Origin of the sequence: Methylorubrum rhodinum (assembly GCF_014199935.1) — a bacterium.
In the GTDB taxonomy this organism is placed as follows: Bacteria; Pseudomonadota; Alphaproteobacteria; order Rhizobiales; family Beijerinckiaceae; genus Methylobacterium; species Methylobacterium rhodinum.
Genome location: NZ_JACHOP010000001.1, coordinates 309,335 through 323,868 on the forward strand (window position 1 = coordinate 309,335; position 14,534 = coordinate 323,868).

Annotated in this window: 13 protein-coding genes; 9 read left to right on the top strand and 4 right to left on the bottom strand. The window is 70.5% G+C overall.

The window, feature by feature from the left end; translation table 11 throughout:
- Positions 1–28 precede the first annotated feature (28 nt).
- The 4 genes from HNR00_RS01390 (at position 29) to HNR00_RS01405 (ending at position 4,186) form a co-directional block, all read left to right on the top strand.
- Positions 29–1,066, top strand: a complete 1,038-nt coding sequence (locus HNR00_RS01390; RefSeq protein ID WP_376770346.1) for a class I SAM-dependent methyltransferase — start codon at positions 29–31, stop codon at positions 1,064–1,066.
- A 14-nt stretch (positions 1,067–1,080) separates the two neighbouring features.
- The gene (gene pgeF, locus HNR00_RS01395) at positions 1,081–1,842 is read left to right on the top strand and encodes a peptidoglycan editing factor PgeF (protein WP_183563677.1); all 762 of its coding nucleotides are present in this window, start codon (positions 1,081–1,083) and stop codon (positions 1,840–1,842) included.
- Between the two features lie 412 nt (positions 1,843–2,254).
- Positions 2,255–3,151, top strand: a complete 897-nt coding sequence (locus HNR00_RS01400; RefSeq protein ID WP_183563680.1) for an outer membrane protein — start codon at positions 2,255–2,257, stop codon at positions 3,149–3,151.
- Positions 3,152–3,445: 294 nt separating this feature from the next.
- Positions 3,446–4,186, top strand: a complete 741-nt coding sequence (locus HNR00_RS01405; protein ID WP_183563682.1) for a DUF2076 domain-containing protein — start codon at positions 3,446–3,448, stop codon at positions 4,184–4,186.
- A gap of 90 nt (positions 4,187–4,276) precedes the next feature.
- Here HNR00_RS01405 and HNR00_RS01410 read toward each other — a convergent pair whose 3' ends face one another.
- Positions 4,277–5,572: a TadE/TadG family type IV pilus assembly protein gene (locus HNR00_RS01410; protein ID WP_183563685.1), complete on the bottom strand. Its 1,296-nt coding sequence runs from the start codon at positions 5,570–5,572 to the stop codon at positions 4,277–4,279.
- 122 nt (positions 5,573–5,694) lie between these two features.
- Positions 5,695–6,423: a L,D-transpeptidase gene (locus HNR00_RS01415; RefSeq protein WP_183563688.1), complete on the bottom strand. Its 729-nt coding sequence runs from the start codon at positions 6,421–6,423 to the stop codon at positions 5,695–5,697.
- A gap of 216 nt (positions 6,424–6,639) precedes the next feature.
- Here HNR00_RS01415 and HNR00_RS01420 point away from each other — a divergent pair, with 216 nt between their 5' ends.
- The 4 genes from HNR00_RS01420 (at position 6,640) to moaD (ending at position 10,753) form a co-directional block, all read left to right on the top strand.
- Complete coding sequence (locus HNR00_RS01420) at positions 6,640–7,362, top strand: chemotaxis protein (RefSeq protein ID WP_183563691.1); 723 nt, start codon at positions 6,640–6,642, stop codon at positions 7,360–7,362.
- A gap of 316 nt (positions 7,363–7,678) precedes the next feature.
- On the top strand, positions 7,679–9,754 hold the full coding sequence (gene uvrC, locus HNR00_RS01425) for an excinuclease ABC subunit UvrC (protein WP_183563694.1): 2,076 nt from the start codon (positions 7,679–7,681) through the stop codon (positions 9,752–9,754).
- A gap of 82 nt (positions 9,755–9,836) precedes the next feature.
- Entirely contained in the window at positions 9,837–10,436 is a 600-nt protein-coding gene (gene pgsA / locus HNR00_RS01430) for a CDP-diacylglycerol--glycerol-3-phosphate 3-phosphatidyltransferase (RefSeq protein ID WP_183563697.1), read from the top strand.
- A 65-nt stretch (positions 10,437–10,501) separates the two neighbouring features.
- Complete coding sequence (moaD, locus tag HNR00_RS01435) at positions 10,502–10,753, top strand: molybdopterin converting factor subunit 1 (RefSeq protein ID WP_183563700.1); 252 nt, start codon at positions 10,502–10,504, stop codon at positions 10,751–10,753.
- 198 nt (positions 10,754–10,951) lie between these two features.
- Here the strand turns inward: moaD and HNR00_RS01440 are convergent, their stop codons facing one another.
- Positions 10,952–12,832 carry a S9 family peptidase gene (locus tag HNR00_RS01440; RefSeq protein ID WP_183563704.1) on the bottom strand — a complete coding sequence of 627 codons (1,881 nt, stop codon included), beginning with the start codon at positions 12,830–12,832 and terminating at the stop codon, positions 10,952–10,954.
- A 55-nt stretch (positions 12,833–12,887) separates the two neighbouring features.
- Positions 12,888–13,859 carry a L,D-transpeptidase gene (locus tag HNR00_RS01445; RefSeq protein ID WP_183563707.1) on the bottom strand — a complete coding sequence of 324 codons (972 nt, stop codon included), beginning with the start codon at positions 13,857–13,859 and terminating at the stop codon, positions 12,888–12,890.
- 354 nt (positions 13,860–14,213) lie between these two features.
- Between HNR00_RS01445 and HNR00_RS01450 the strand changes: the two genes are divergently transcribed.
- The gene (locus HNR00_RS01450; protein WP_183563710.1) at positions 14,214–14,462 is read left to right on the top strand and encodes a hypothetical protein; all 249 of its coding nucleotides are present in this window, start codon (positions 14,214–14,216) and stop codon (positions 14,460–14,462) included.
- Positions 14,463–14,534 lie beyond the last annotated feature (72 nt).

The following is a 14,534-nucleotide window of genomic DNA, read 5'->3' on the forward strand; positions in this document are numbered from 1 at the left end:
GACGCCGCTCCACGCCGTCCTCGCGCGGATGATCCGCACCGACGGGCCGATCGGCCTCGACCGCTACATGGCGCTCTGCCTGAGCCACCCGGCCCACGGCTACTACGCCACCCGCGATCCCCTGGGCGCGCGGGGCGACTTCGTCACCGCGCCGGAGATCAGCCAGATGTTCGGCGAACTCGTCGGCGCCTGGGCGGCGGCGCTGCTCGCGGGATTCTCCGGCTCCCGAAAACCCTGCCTCGTCGAGTTGGGACCGGGCCGCGGCACGCTGATGAGCGACGCGTTGCGCGCGCTGCGGGCGGCGGGTCCGGAATTCGACCTCCACCTCGTCGAGACCAGCCCGGTGCTGCGGGCGCTCCAGGCCGAGCGGCTCGCCGACGCCGAGCCGGTCTTCCATGACAGCATCGCGAGCCTGCCCGAGGCGCCGCTTCTCGTCGTCGCCAACGAGTTCTTCGACGCGCTCCCCGCCCGCCAGTTCGTGCGGACTCCGCGCGGCTGGTGCGAGCGCCGGGTCGGCCTGAGCGAGGACGGCACGCTCGCCTTCGGCCTCGACCCGGAGCCCGACCCGCAGATCGCGGCAGAGGCATCCGAGGGCGCGGTGCTCACCGTGCCGAGCGCGGCGCTCGCCGCGATGCGCGACCTCGCCCGTCGCCTCGCGCGGGACGGCGGCGCGCTGCTGGCCATCGATTACGGCCACGATGGTTCGGGCTTCGGCGACACACTGCAGGCGGTGCGCGGACATGCCTTCGCCGATCCGCTCGCCCGGCCGGGCGAGGCGGACCTCACCGTCCATGTGGATTTTGCAGCGCTCGCTCGTGCCGCCGTCGTGGAGGGCACCGGCATCCACGGCCCGGTCCCGCAGCGCGACTTCCTCCTCGCCCTCGGGCTGGAGGCGCGCGCCGCCCGGCTTAAGGCCCGCGCCTCGGCGGAGCAGGCGGCGGCGATCGACGCGGCCGTGTCTCGGCTCACCGATCCCGATCCCCGCGGCATGGGCGCCCTGTTCAAGGTGCTCGGCGTGAGCCACCCGGCGCTGACCGCGCTTCCCGCCCTCCCCTCCTCATCCTGAGACTGCGAGAGCCCATGTTCATCGAAGCGCCCGAACTCAGCTCGCACGCGTATCTCCGCCACGCCTTCTTCACCCGGCAGGGCGGCGTGTCGGAGGGGCTCTACGCCTCGCTGAACGGCGGGCTCGGCTCGAACGACGCGCAAGGTGCCGTCGCCGAGAACCGGGCGAGGATGTGCGCGCAACTCGGCCTGCCCGCCCCGAACCTCGTCAGCCTGTATCAGGTGCATTCCGCCGACGTGGTGACGGTCGAGGCGCCCTTTGCCGAGCGCCCGAAGGCCGACGCGATGGTGACGCGGGTGCCCGGTCTCGCGCTCGGCATCGCCACGGCCGATTGCGGGCCGATCCTGTTCGCGGATCCCGAGAACCGCGTGGTCGGCGCGGCCCATGCCGGCTGGAAGGGCGCGCTCGGCGGGGTGGTCGAGGCGACGGTGGCAGCGATGGAGCGCCTCGGCGCCGAGCGCGAGACGATCGTCGCGGTGCTCGGACCGACGATCTCGCAGGGCAATTACGAGGTCGGCGCCGATTTCGTCGCCCGCTTCCGCGACGAGGTGCCGGACTCGGAGCGCTTCTTCGCGGAGGGCCGGGAGGGGCACGCGAAGTTCGACCTGCCGGCCTTCATCCTCGCGCGGCTCGCGGAAGCCCGCGTCGGCGAGGCGACGGCCCTGGGACTCTGCACCTATGCCGACCCGGAGCGCTTCTACAGCTTCCGCCGCACCACCCACCGCAGCGAGCCGGATTACGGCCGGCTGATCTCGGCGATCGCGCTGACGCCGTAGGGCCTCCCCTTCTACCGGAAGTCGGAAGCTCCCCTCGGATCGGGTGGTGCCGGAAAGCCACACCCGATCCGAGGGGGAGCGCTGCGGCCAGGCTTTTGTGCGGTGCCGCACGTGCGAGGCCGTCGGCGCGTCGTAAGCCCACCGGGTCACGGATCGCCGCGGCCCACTGGCTGCGACAATCTGTCATTGGGCGACGCCGGAAAAAGCTAGGCCGTAAGTGAACCTTGGCCATTCGGTGGCGTTTGATGATCGAACGGACGGCAACGAACGATCTTCGCCACAAAGGGGCCGCCTTCGGGACGGTCGGCGTGATCGAGCCGCAACAGTATCTTTCGAGATGCTGGAATAGATACGGGGCACCGTGCCGCTGAGCTTCTCGAAGCCGCCGGCACAGTCAAAAAGGACCAGAGTGATGAAAGCAATTCTTCGGGCCGGTACCGCTCTCGCCGGTATCGTCGTCGCCGGTTCGGCGCTCGCCGCCGACCTTCCGCGCCGCGCCGCCCCGCCGCCGGTCTTCACGCCGGTTCCGGTCTTCACCTGGACCGGCTTCTACGCCGGTTTCAACGCCGGTTACGGCTTCGGCACCAACGACGGCAACCGCGCTCCGACCGTGGTCGGCGTGAACGGCGCCTCCGGCCTCGTCGCCCCCGGCACCACCGCGGCCTTCGCGTTCAGCAACGCCCGTGAGAACACCGACGGCTTCGTCGGCGGTGGCCAGATCGGCTACAACTACCAGTTCACGCCGGGCTCGGGCATCGTCGTCGGTGTCGAGGCCGACGCCCAGTACGTCGACTTCGGCCGCAACCGGAACCAGTTCGGCATCGCCACGGGCAGCGCCCCGCTGCTGACCGGCGCGCAGGTGTTCAACCCGAACGGCGTCTCGGGCCTCGACTACTTCGGCACCGTCCGCGGTCGCCTCGGCTACGCCTTCGACCGCACCCTGGTCTACGGCACCGGCGGCTTCGCCTACGGCGCCGGCGGCGGCCGCGACTTCGGCCTGCCGAACGGCTCCAACGACGACTTCCGCACCGGCTGGGCCGCCGGCGGTGGCATCGAGTACGCTCTTCCGACCGACTCGTTCCTGAACTTCTTCCGCTCCTCGGCCGTGACGCTGAAGGTGGAAGGTCTCTACGTGAACCTCGACCGCGGCAGCCGCACCACCGGCGCCTTCGGTGCCACCCCGGCCGGCGCGCTCGTCTACACGAACAGCCCGGGCGTCGTCCTGGCGAGCGGCGGCGGTGCCCGCGAGCGCGACACCGAGTTCGCCGTCGTCCGCGCCGGCATCAACTACAAGTTCGGCTCGTACTAAGCCGAACCCCGGCGGCGGCCCTCCCTGCGGGGGTCGCCTCCAACCCGATCCGGAAGAAGCCCGGCGCGCCTGCGCCGGGCTTTTTTCGTGGCCGCGGCGGATTCCGTGCGTCGGAAATCCGGTCTCGCTCGTTCATCGCACGAGACCGGATTTCCGGCGCTCGCGCCCTCCTCCGGAAGGTGACGGCATCGGGAATGCGGCCTCTCGTCCGGCTCTTACATTAGCTCGGCCGATACCCATCTCATCGGCACCGCACGGTGGACGACAGCGCCGGCGCTCCAGGAGGACGGCTCCATGAACAGCGAAGAACGCGACATCATCAACGGCATCTTCCAGCGGCTCGAACAGGCATCCGGCCATTCCCGCGATGCCGATGCCGAGCGCTTCATCGCCGACAAGCTGCGCAACCAGCCCTACGCACCCTACGCCATGGCGCAGCTGATCTACGTGCAGGAGGAGGCGATCAAGAGCCTCAACCAGCAGCTGGAGCAGGCCCGCCAGCAGCCCCAGCCCCAGTCCTCGGGCGGCGGCGGCTTCCTGTCGAGCATCTTCGGCGGCGGCGGCCGCTCCGAGCCGCAGCGTCCGGCCGGCGGCCAGTGGGGCCAGCAGCCTCCGGGCTACGGCCAGCAACCCGGTTACGGGCAACAGCCGGGCTACGGCCAGCAGGGCGGTTTCGGCGGACCCCAGCAGGGCGGTCCCTGGGGCGGCCAGCCGGGCTACGCCCAGCAGCAGCCGGCCCGCGGCGGCGGATTCCTGGCGACCGCGTTGCCGATGGCGGCGGGCGCGGCGGGCGGCATGCTGCTCGGCAGCGCCCTGTCCAACGCCTTCGCGGGCGGCCATTCGAGCCTCGGCAGCGCACAGGCGGCCGGTCTGACCGGCGGCGACGCGGCGAGCGTTGCGGGCGGCGACCAGGATCTCGGCTCGGCGCTGGGCGGCGGTGACGGTGGCTTCCAGAGCGCCGGCTTCGGCGGTGGCGATTCCGGCGGCGATTTCGGGAGCGACCTCGGCGACGGCGGCGACGAAGACTGGGCCTGATCCCGTCCGGCCGAATTCGGAAGGGCCGGCGCCGTGCCGCGGCGTCGGCCCTTTCCGTGACCGCCGCGACCGTCCGACGCCGTCAGGCCCTCACTGGCTGATGAGCAGGCGTCCGCCCCGCGGGCCGACGCCTTTCGGCAGCGGCACGTCGCTGAGCCCGTAATTGGCGTTCATGACCAGGCTCGAGAACTTCGCGATGTTGATCTGGCGGGCGACGATCACGGTGTAGGCCGAGTCCTCGGCCACCGCCCGCTCGGCATCGACGATGAGTCGTCCCCGCGGCAGGTAGATCGTCCCGATCAGGCGCCGGGCGTTGTTGCTCGTGATCAGGTGGTCGCGCAGGGGCGGCGCCGATCGGTCCTCGAACAGGAGCAGGCCGGAGAGCGGCCCGTCCTTCGGCGCCGTGAGGCTGACGGTGCTCTCCTTGGCGAATTTGAGCGTTCCGGACGCGTTCTTGAGGTAGAAGCCGACATATTCGCCGGTCAGCGTCGCGTTGCCGTCCACTTCGAGGGGACCGTCGTCGATGACGTACGTGCCTTGCCCCAGCGTCACCACGGCACCGTTCGTGACCTTCAGCCCCTTGCAGTAGGTCCCCGGCGACAGGCTCCGGGACGCCGTGATCGTCAGTCCCGTCGCGGTGCAGCCCGAGGATGGCGGCGCCACCCGGTCGGCGAGCGGATCGCCGAGGCTCGGGCATCCGGTCTGGGGCGTCGGGATCGGGGCGTTGCTGGTCTCGACCTTCGCGCCGCCGGCCGAGCACACCTGCGAGGCGGTCAGCTTCGAGAAGCCTTCGAGCGTGATGCCCTGCTTGCCCGAGGCGTTGGAGTAGATGGCGCATTGCGTCGCCCGGACCTGTCCGCTCTCCTGCATGCGGATGGTCGCGTCCTCCGTCGGGTCGACGGCCAGGATGCACAGGCGCATCTTCCCGTAGAGCTGTGCCTTCGAGCGCGCCGACACCGTTCGGGACGCCATGCCGATGAAGGGTCCGAAGGCCAGCCTGACCTCGCTGGTGAGCAGCGCCGAGACGCTCGACGCTCCGAGATCGACGACCGTCTCGATCGCCAGATGCTTTTGGCCGGCGGCGGCGTCCGCCTCCTTGATCGCGTTCTCGGTCGTGCCCCTGATCGCCGCGGAATCGGACGCGGCGAGTTTCATCGTGGCGCCCCCGGCCATCACGCCGGCATCGGCCGCCTGCTGAAGCTGGACCTGCCGGAGGTGGAGCCGGGAATAGTCGATCGCGCCGCCGACGAGCCCGATCAGGGCCGTCGCGCTCAGGCCGAAGATCAGCGCGACCGCGCCGCTCTCGTCGGAGGCGAACCGTCTCGCGAGACCGGCCGACGGCGCCCCATCGCCCGACGGCTCACCCCGCGCGGAGGATCGACGCAACGTCCACATCGTGCCGACGGACCTCGTTCTTCATCAGCCACGCTGCACGGCGAAGTCTGAACGGATCCTTCCGCCGATCGCAGACTCCACCACCGACCGCGCCGTTCCCCCGCCCCGACACCTCAGATCACATCGACGCGGGTGCCGACCGGGATGCGCTCGTAGAGGTCGATCACGTCCTCGTTCATCATGCGGATGCAGCCCGAGGACACGTTCTGGCCGATCGTGTGCGGCTCGTTGGTGCCGTGGATGCGGTAGAGCGAGGTGCCGAGATAGAGCGCCCGCGCGCCGAGCGGGTTGCCGGGGCCGCCCTCCATGTGCCGCGGCAGGTCGGGGCGGCGGGCCAGCATCTCGGCGGGCGGGATCCAGTCCGGCCATTCCTTCTTGGCCGAGATCGTCTTCACCCCGCTCCAGGTGAAGCCGGGGCGCCCGACGCCGATGCCGTAGCGGATCGCCTGGCCGCCGGGCTGGATCAGGAACAGATGCTTGGCGTTCGTATCGATGACGATGCTGCCGGCTTTGCCCGGACCGTCATAGGGCACGACCTGACGGGCGAAGCGCGGATCGACCGCGCGCGCGATGGCCCCGTCCTCCGCTTGCGGCTGGGAGGGGAGCGCGGCCAGCCGCGTGCGCGCCTCGAGCCTCGGGGCGGCCTGCGGCACCGGTCGCGGGGCGAGCCCGCCATAGCCGTCGACCGCCGGGGGGCGCGGCTGCCCCGGCGCGCTGCCCGTCATCAGGAACTCGATGAAGCCGCCGCCGTACTGGCCGGACTGGACCTGCGCTTGCGCCAGGGCCGGTCCCGATCCCAGCAATGCGAGGCCGAACGCCGCCCCGCTCCATCCGAACCGCATCGTCCCCTCCCGCCGGTCGCCCGTGATGCCGCAAGGGTCCGGCACGGCGGCTCGCGGCCGATGAACGAAGATGGTGAATCGAAACGCCCCGCACGCAAAACGCGAAGCGTCGTCAACGCCCCGTAAACGTGGCTGGGACGCGAAAACCTTCAGCAAATGGAAACCACTGCGCGGGATTGTGGTCGGACGACCCGCTCCCGAAGGCCAGCACGACCGATGATGACCAAGCGCTACCGCATCGAGGAGAGCCTCGGCTTGGCTGCCGCTCCGGTCGCGCCCGTGCCACAGGCCGAAGCCCCGTCGAGCCCGCGCCTCGACGAGATCCTGAACGCCATCAACGATCTGCGCCGAGTCACCCAGGCCAGCGCGGGCGAGACCATCGAGGCCTGCCGCCGGGAGCTCGGCGAGGCCTTCGCCATGCGCCACGAGCTGGAGGTGATGAAGGAGGCGATCGCCCGCACCAAGTCCGAGATCGCGAGCCTCTACCGCTCGGAGAATTCCGGCAAGGGCATGCGCCGCGTCGCGGGCGAGCTCGACGCCGTGGTGGAATCGACCGAGCAGGCGACCTCGAACATCCTCGGCGCGATCGAGCGGATCGAGACCAACGCCAACATGATGCGCGGCACCCGCCTGCCTAAGGCCGCCCAGGACAACCTCGACGCCATCCTCGACAGCGTGGTCGGCGCCTACGAGGCCTGCAACTTCCAGGACCTGACCGGCCAGCGCATCAGCAAGATCGTCGGCGTGCTGAAGTTCGTCGAGGAGCATCTCGACCGCGTCATCGACGCCTGGAGCGGGCTGGACAGCTTCCGCGACCTCATGGGCGTCGATGCCGCGGCCCCGGACGCCGACGACGAGAGCTCGCTCCTCAACGGGCCGAAGCTCCAGGACGATCCGGGCCACGTCGACCAGTCGGACATCGACGCACTCTTTGATTGATCCTTTTCGTTTGATTGCCTCGCTGCCCGACGCATCCCCTCTCCCCGCACGCGGGGAGAGGGCTTCGGCGACCCTGTCGTCGCCGAAGCGAGGCGGCAGCCGAAGGTGAGGGGGCGGCACCGGATGAGGCTCAGGCGGATACGCCCCCTCACCCCCGCTACCGCTTGTCGCGACGACGACGAGGTCCATGCAGGCCTCTCCCCGCGTGCGGGGAGAGGGACGCAACTGGCCGCGAGGCGACCAATAGGAACGCTGATCCGGTGTCGCGCCCGTCCCGACCCTTCCAACCGGAATCCCCCCGGCCTACATGGGCGGCATGAGCCGCGCGACCCGATCCAGCTTCGAGGACGTCCCGCCCGAGAGCTTCGACGAGGACGAGCGCGAGGCGGATGCCGAGATTGCCGCGCTCGACGACGCGCCGGAAATCGACTTCGACATCGACCACTCCGCGGTCAAGGTCGGCACCGAGATCATCCGCCGGTTCTGGTCGACCCTGCCGACCTCGCCGGGCGTCTACCGGATGTTCGACCACAAGGGCGACGTCCTCTACGTCGGCAAGGCCAAGAACCTGAAGGCGCGGGTCGGCTCCTACGCGCGGGGGCAGGCCCACTCGAACCGCATCGCCCGCATGATCGCGCAGACGGCGGCGATGGAGTTCGTCACCACCGCGACCGAGACCGAGGCGCTGCTGCTGGAGGCCAACCTCATCAAGCAGTTGAAGCCCCGCTTCAACGTGCTGATGCGGGACGACAAGTCGTTCCCCTACATCCTGCTCACCAGCGACGGCCCGGCCCCGCAGATCGTCAAGCACCGCGGCGCGCGCCGCCGCAAGGGCAACTATTACGGCCCCTTCGCCAACGTCTGGGCGGTCAACCGCACGGTGAACGCGCTCCAGCGCGCCTTCCTGCTGCGCACCTGCTCGGACAGCTATTACGAGAACCGCACCCGGCCCTGCCTGCTGTTCCAGATCAAGCGCTGCTCCGGCCCCTGCACCGGCGAAATCCCCGAGGCGGATTACGTCGCGCTGGCCGACAACGCGCGGGCCTTTCTGTCCGGCAAGTCGAACGCCGTGAAGGACCGGATGCGCGAGGAGATGCAGGCGGCCTCCGAGAACCTCGAATTCGAGCGCGCCGCGCGCTTTCGCGACCGCATTGCGGCGCTCTCGGCGATCCAGGGGACGCAAGGGGTGAACACGCAGGGGGTCGAGGAGGCCGACGTGTTCGCCCTCGACGAGCAGGCCGGCCAGTTCTGCATCGAGGTGTTCTTCTTCCGCAACTTCCAGAACTGGGGCAACCGCGCCTACTTCCCCAAGGCCGACCGCTCCATGAGCGGCGATGAGGTGCTGGCCTCGTTCATCTCGCAGTTCTACGACGACAAGCCCGCGCCGCGGGTGGTGCTCGTCAGCCACGCCGTCGAGGATGCGGAACTGGTCGCCGCCGCGCTCTCCAGCCGGGTCGAGCACCGGGTCGAACTCCACCTGCCGCAGCGGGGCGAGCGCAAGAACCTCGTCGACTACGCGAAGCGCAACGCCAAGGAGGCGCTGGGACGGCGCCTCGCCGACACCGCCTCGCAAGGCAAGCTCCTGGCGGCGCTGGGCCAGACCCTCGGCCTGACCACGCCGCCGCGCCGGGTCGAGGTCTACGACAACTCGCACATCTCCGGCACCAACGCGGTCGGCGGGATGATCGTGGCCGGACCGACCGGCTTCATGAAGACCCATTACCGCACCTTCAACATCAAGTCGGAGGAGCTGACGCCGGGCGACGATTTCGGGATGATGCGCGAGGTGCTGACCCGCCGCTTCAAGCGGCTGGCCAAGGAGACGCCGCGCGCCTCCCGCGACGCGGAGGCCGGCATGCCGCAGGCCGTGGCCGAGGAACAGGCGGCCCCCGCCGCCACGGAACTGGAAACGGCTCTGGAGAATGCGGAAAACTTCCCGGCCTGGCCCGACCTCGTCCTGATCGACGGCGGCGCCGGGCAACTGGAGGCGGTGCGCGGGGTGCTGGCCGAGATCGGCGTCACCGACGTGCCGTTGGTCGGCATCGCCAAGGGCCGCGACCGCGATGCCGGGCGCGAGACCTTCTTCCTGCCGGGCCGCCCGCCGTTCAAGCTGCCGCCGCGCGATCCCGTGCTCTACTTCGTCCAGCGCCTGCGCGACGAGGCCCACCGCTTCGCCATCGGCACCCACCGGGCCCGGCGCAAGCGCGAGATGACCCGGAATCCGCTGGACGAGATCGCCGGCATCGGCCCCACCCGCAAGCGGGCGCTGCTGCACCATTTCGGCACCGTGAAGGCGATCGAGCGGGCGGCGCTCGAAGACCTCGCCAAGGCACCGGGCGTGAACGCGGCGACCGCGCGCGCCGTCTACGACTTCTTCCACGCCAATGCCTGAGCCGCACCCCGAACCCGCGCGGGAGGCCGGGCCGCATTCGCCGCGGTTGACGCCCTCCTCGGCCCGTGATTTCACCGCCCCGATGAACGCCGTCCTCCCCCGACGCCGGTCGCAGGCCTGGACGCTCGCGAACTGCCTCACCTACGGCCGCCTCGTCGCGGTCCCGGTCGTGGTCGTCCTGCTGTTCTGGCCGGACGAGTTCGCCGCGCGCTGGGCCGCCTTCGGCGTCTTCGTTGCCGCCGCGATCACCGACTACCTCGACGGCTACGTCGCGCGCACCTACGCGCAGAGTTCGGCGCTCGGGCGCATGCTCGATCCGATCGCCGACAAGCTGCTGGTGGCCGCCTGCCTGTTCATGCTCGCCGCCGACGGGACCATCGAGGGCCTCTCGATCGGCGCGGCGATCGTGATCCTGTGCCGCGAGGTGCTGGTCTCGGGGCTTCGCGAGTATCTCGCCGAGCTGAAGGTCGGCCTGCCGGTCAGCCGCATCGCCAAGTGGAAGACGACCGTCCAGCTCCTGGCGCTCGGCGTGCTGGTGGCGGGTCCCGCGGCGGAGGCGCTGATTCCCGGCAGCATGGCCCTCGGCATCGTCCTGCTGTGGCTCGCCGCCGCCCTCACGATCTACACCGGCTGGGACTACATGAGGGCCGGCATCCGGCACGCGATCGACGATCCGCGCTAGTTTTTTGTTTTTTGGGACTTGGGGACCGCCCGTCTGACGTCGGTCCGGGTCCGGGAGTGCGGCGCATGAAGCTCGTCTACTTCGCCTGGGTGCGCGAGCGCGTCGGCAAGCCGGAGGAGACCGTGACTCCGCCCCCCGAGGTCGCGACGGTCGCCGACCTGATCGGCTGGCTGAGGACGCGGGGCGAGGAATACGCCTACGCCTTCGAGACCGAGGGCGTGGTCCGCACGGCCATCGACCGGGTGCATGCCAAGCCCGCCAGTCCGATCGCGGGCGCGCAGGAGATCGCGTTCTTCCCGCCGATGACGGGGGGGTAGGCCGCGCAGCGACACGCGGCGCCCCGCCTCACCCTCCCCCGTCGTTCCGGGGCCGCGAAGCGGAACCCGGAATCCACCCGTGATGCGGGATGCCCGGCTTGAAGCGAACCGTCGCGGCCAGTCGTAGATTCCGGGTTCGCCTGCGGCGCCCCGGAATGACGGCGGCGGTGAATCGATCCACGCGGTGGCCGGCCCCGACTACCCCTCCCGCACCACCTGCACCGAACTCCCCGCCGCCTCCCCCTCCCGGATCGGCTCGCAGCGCCCGCCGAGATGGCGCGCCAGGAACGGCTCGGCCCGCGCGAAGAAGGCCAGCCGGTTCTCCGGCCGCACGAGGCCGTGGCCCTCGTCCGGGTAGAGCAGGTAGGTCACCGGCACGCCGCCGCGCTCCAGGGCCGCGACCATCTGATCGGATTCGGCCTGTTTCACCCGCGGGTCGTTGGCGCCCTGGACGATCATCAGCGGCGCCTTGATCCGGTCGGCGAAATAGACCGGCGAGCGCTCGCGGATCAGCGCCATGCCCTCCTCCGTGTCCGGATCGCCGATGGCGCGGTGGAGCTGCGTCCGCATCGCCTCCCAATAGGGCGGGATGGTGCGCACCAGCGTCTCGAGATTGGACGGGCCGACGAGGTCGATGCCGCAGGCGTAGACGTCGGGGTTGCGGCACAGAGCCATCAGCGCGGCGTAGCCGCCGTAGCTGCCGCCCATGATCGCGACGCGCTTCGGGTCGGCCACGCCCTCGGCCACCGCCCAGGCGACGGCATCGAGCAGGTCGTCGTCCATGGCCCGGCCCCAGGCGCCGTCGCCCGCGTTGAGGAAGGACTTTCCGAAGCCGGTCGAGGAGCGGAAGTTGACGCTGAGGGCCGCGTAGCCGCGGTTGGCCAGCCACTGGTGCATCGGATCGAAGCCGAAGCTGTCGCGCGCCCAAGGCCCTCCGTGGACGAGGAGCACCAGCGGCCCCGGCCCGTCCGCGCCGAGCGGTCGGCTCAGGTAGGACACGAGGTCGAGCCCGTCGCGGGAGCGGATCACCGCCGGATGCATCGGCACCAGCGGCGCGCCGTCGAGTTCCGGCCGGGCGCTGCCGAGGGGGCGCAGGGTCTTGGCGCGCCGGTGGTAGAGCGCCGCCTCGCTCACCCGCGTGTCCGCGCGGGCGACGACGATCCAGAGCGCGTCGTCCTCGCTGCGGCTCGACGGATACCAGTCGCCCAGCCCCTGACCGTCGAGGAAGGCGAAGTCGTCGCGGAAGCGGTCGTCCAGCACGTGCCAGCGGCGGCGGGCATGGGTGACCGAATAGGCGATCGGCTCGCGGGTCTCGATGTCGTGGAGAACGGTGCCGATATCGGCCTCGTCGTGCGCCGCGATCGTCCGCACCGCGCCGCTGGCGATGTCGATCCGGGTGAGCGCGGCGGTGTCCCGGCCGCGGCTGTCGCGGCAGAACAGGATGCGTCCCGTCGCGTCGAGGTTCTCGGCGCCCGAGGCGCGGGCATCCTCCGGCGGGAAGGTCAGCCAGGGTTTCCAGCCCTCGCCGTCGCGGATCAGGGTCTCGCTCGCCCCGTCGCGCCGGTTCCGGATCGCGAAGCGCGCGACGTAGTCCTCGTCGATGATGAAACCGAGAAAGCCGGGGTTCTCCGCCACGAGTTGCCGCTCGCCGGTGGCCAGATCGACGCTGTGCAGGTCGTGAAAGCGCGCGTCGCGGTCGTTCAGCGCGAGCAGCACCCGGCCGCGCACCAGCCGGCTCATCCCGACGATGGCCGCGGCGATGCCGGGATAGGGCGTCAGGTCGCGGTGCTCGCCCGACTCGAGGTCCGCGGCGAACACGTGAAAGTTCTCGTCGCCGTCGACGTCCTGCACGTAGAGCAGGTGGCGCCCGTCATAGGCGAAGGCGAAGCTGTCGACCGCCCGGCGCCGGTCCCGCGTCACGGGCCGGGCGGCGTCGAGCGCATCGAGCGGCGCCGACCAGATGTTGAGCACGCCCTCGTAGGGCGCGACCCAAGCGAGCCGCTTGCCGTCCGGGCTGATCTGATGGCCGTACCGCGTCGGGTTGCCGAACAGGTGCTCGCGCGGGATCAGATCGACCATGGCGTCTCCTCGCGGGGCTCTTCGCTCAGGCCCCGCGAGGAAAGGTAAGGCCGCTTCAGCCGAGCACCACCACCTTGGTGCCGACTTCGACCCGGTTGAACAGGTCGATCGCGTCCTGGTTGATCATGCGGATGCAGCCCGAGGACACGCTCTGGCCGATGGAGTGCGGCTCCAGCGTGCCGTGGATGCGGAACAGGGTGTCCTTGTTGTTCTGCCACAGATACATGGCGCGCGCGCCGAGCGGGTTGCGCGAGCCGCCGGGCACGCCGAGCCCGCTCTGGAGCTTGTCGACCTGACCGGCGAGGTCGGGACGCCGGGCGATCATCTCCTTGGGCGGATACCAATCGGGCCAGGCCTGCTTCGAGTTGATCGTCGCGGTGCCCGACCACGCGAAACCCTGCTTGCCGACGCCGACGCCGTAGCGGCGGGCGCGCCCGCCCGGCAGGACGAGGTAGAGGAAGCGGGCGCGCGGATCGATCACGATGGTGCCCGGCGGCTCGGTGGTGCGGAAATCGACCTCCTGGCGCAGGTAGGTCTGGTTGAACTTCTTGTAGTTGATGGCCGCGACCGGGAACGGCTCACCGGAGGCCGGGCCATAGGCGCGGCCGTAGTCGATCGGGCCGTTGTCGGGCTGCTGCGGCGGCATCTGCCAGCCGGCCTGCCCCGGAGCGGCCGGGCGCGGCGTCTGGATCGGGCCGTTGGCCGGGGACTGGTTCAGGGCCTGTCCGGCCGGCGCCTCGGGCGGCGGCTCGCCGTAGCGCTCGGCCCGTCGGCGGGCATAGGCCTCGGCGTCGAGATCGCCGGCGTCCGGCACCGGACGGCCGTTGCTGACTCGGCCGTTATAGGGGACGTATTGCCCGCCGCGCTTGCGGTAGAGCTGGCCCGCGGCGTCCTGATAGAGCCGGTCGTCGTCGTAGCCGCCGAATCCTTGCGCCGCGGCGAGACCGGGCAGGCCCACGAGCGGGGTCAGGAGCGCGAGGCTCGTCGCTGCCCCGAGGAGAAGGGTACGGCGGTTTGGCATGGACATGGATCGCTCGAAAGAAATGCGCCGGACCGGCCCCGGATTCCGAAAGCGGATGACGGTCACGATCGTCCGGGCCGGCTGAACTGCCCCGCTTGCATGTAACAAGGACCAGACCGCGCGTCACGCCGACAGCCCGGCTTAGCAGTGGGCTAGCACGACGACCGTGCGAACATTGTGTCCGAAGGGTTACACTCGGGCCGCTCGTCCGATCCGGGGACGGACAAATCGGCGGACATTAACGATTTTGAAAAAATTGTGCCGATGAGGGCGAAATCGTGGTGGACGACGATTGCAACCGGGCCAACACCGCTTAGATGAAGCGTGACCGTTCGGCCCCGACCACGGACCCCTCAGATCGTGCGCGCCTCGCCCTTCCGCATCTTGCTCGGATCGCTCAGCCTCGCCTTGAGCTGGTCCACCGCTGCCCTGGCCGCGCCCGAGGCGAAGGTCAAGGCTCCCCGTCTGGCCGAGGCGCCCGCCGCCCCGGCCGCCAAGCCCGGCACCGTCTGGACCGCTGCCGAACCCGACAATTGCTCCCGCGCCCGGCGCAAGCTGTGGCAGGAGGGCGAGGGCTGGATCGTCAAGACGATCACGGTCTGCCGGTGATCTCGCCGCCGGTCGCGGCTTCATCACAGGAGATCGGGCGCCTGAGCGCCTGACCCCTCGAAGCCGGCTGCC

Coding starts and splice junctions, on each gene's coding strand:
- HNR00_RS01440 (WP_183563704.1), bottom strand. CDS start 12,832: ATGGTCGATCTGATCCCGCGCGAGCACCTGTTCGGCAACCCGACGCGG.
- uvrC (WP_183563694.1), top strand. CDS start 7,679: ATGAGCCGCGCGACCCGATCCAGCTTCGAGGACGTCCCGCCCGAGAGC.
- HNR00_RS01390 (WP_376770346.1), top strand. CDS start 29: ATGATCCGCACCGACGGGCCGATCGGCCTCGACCGCTACATGGCGCTC.
- HNR00_RS01400 (WP_183563680.1), top strand. CDS start 2,255: ATGAAAGCAATTCTTCGGGCCGGTACCGCTCTCGCCGGTATCGTCGTC.
- HNR00_RS01445 (WP_183563707.1), bottom strand. CDS start 13,859: ATGTCCATGCCAAACCGCCGTACCCTTCTCCTCGGGGCAGCGACGAGC.
- pgsA (WP_183563697.1), top strand. CDS start 9,837: ATGAACGCCGTCCTCCCCCGACGCCGGTCGCAGGCCTGGACGCTCGCG.
- HNR00_RS01405 (WP_183563682.1), top strand. CDS start 3,446: ATGAACAGCGAAGAACGCGACATCATCAACGGCATCTTCCAGCGGCTC.
- pgeF (WP_183563677.1), top strand. CDS start 1,081: ATGTTCATCGAAGCGCCCGAACTCAGCTCGCACGCGTATCTCCGCCAC.
- HNR00_RS01415 (WP_183563688.1), bottom strand. CDS start 6,423: ATGCGGTTCGGATGGAGCGGGGCGGCGTTCGGCCTCGCATTGCTGGGA.
- moaD (WP_183563700.1), top strand. CDS start 10,502: ATGAAGCTCGTCTACTTCGCCTGGGTGCGCGAGCGCGTCGGCAAGCCG.
- HNR00_RS01420 (WP_183563691.1), top strand. CDS start 6,640: ATGATGACCAAGCGCTACCGCATCGAGGAGAGCCTCGGCTTGGCTGCC.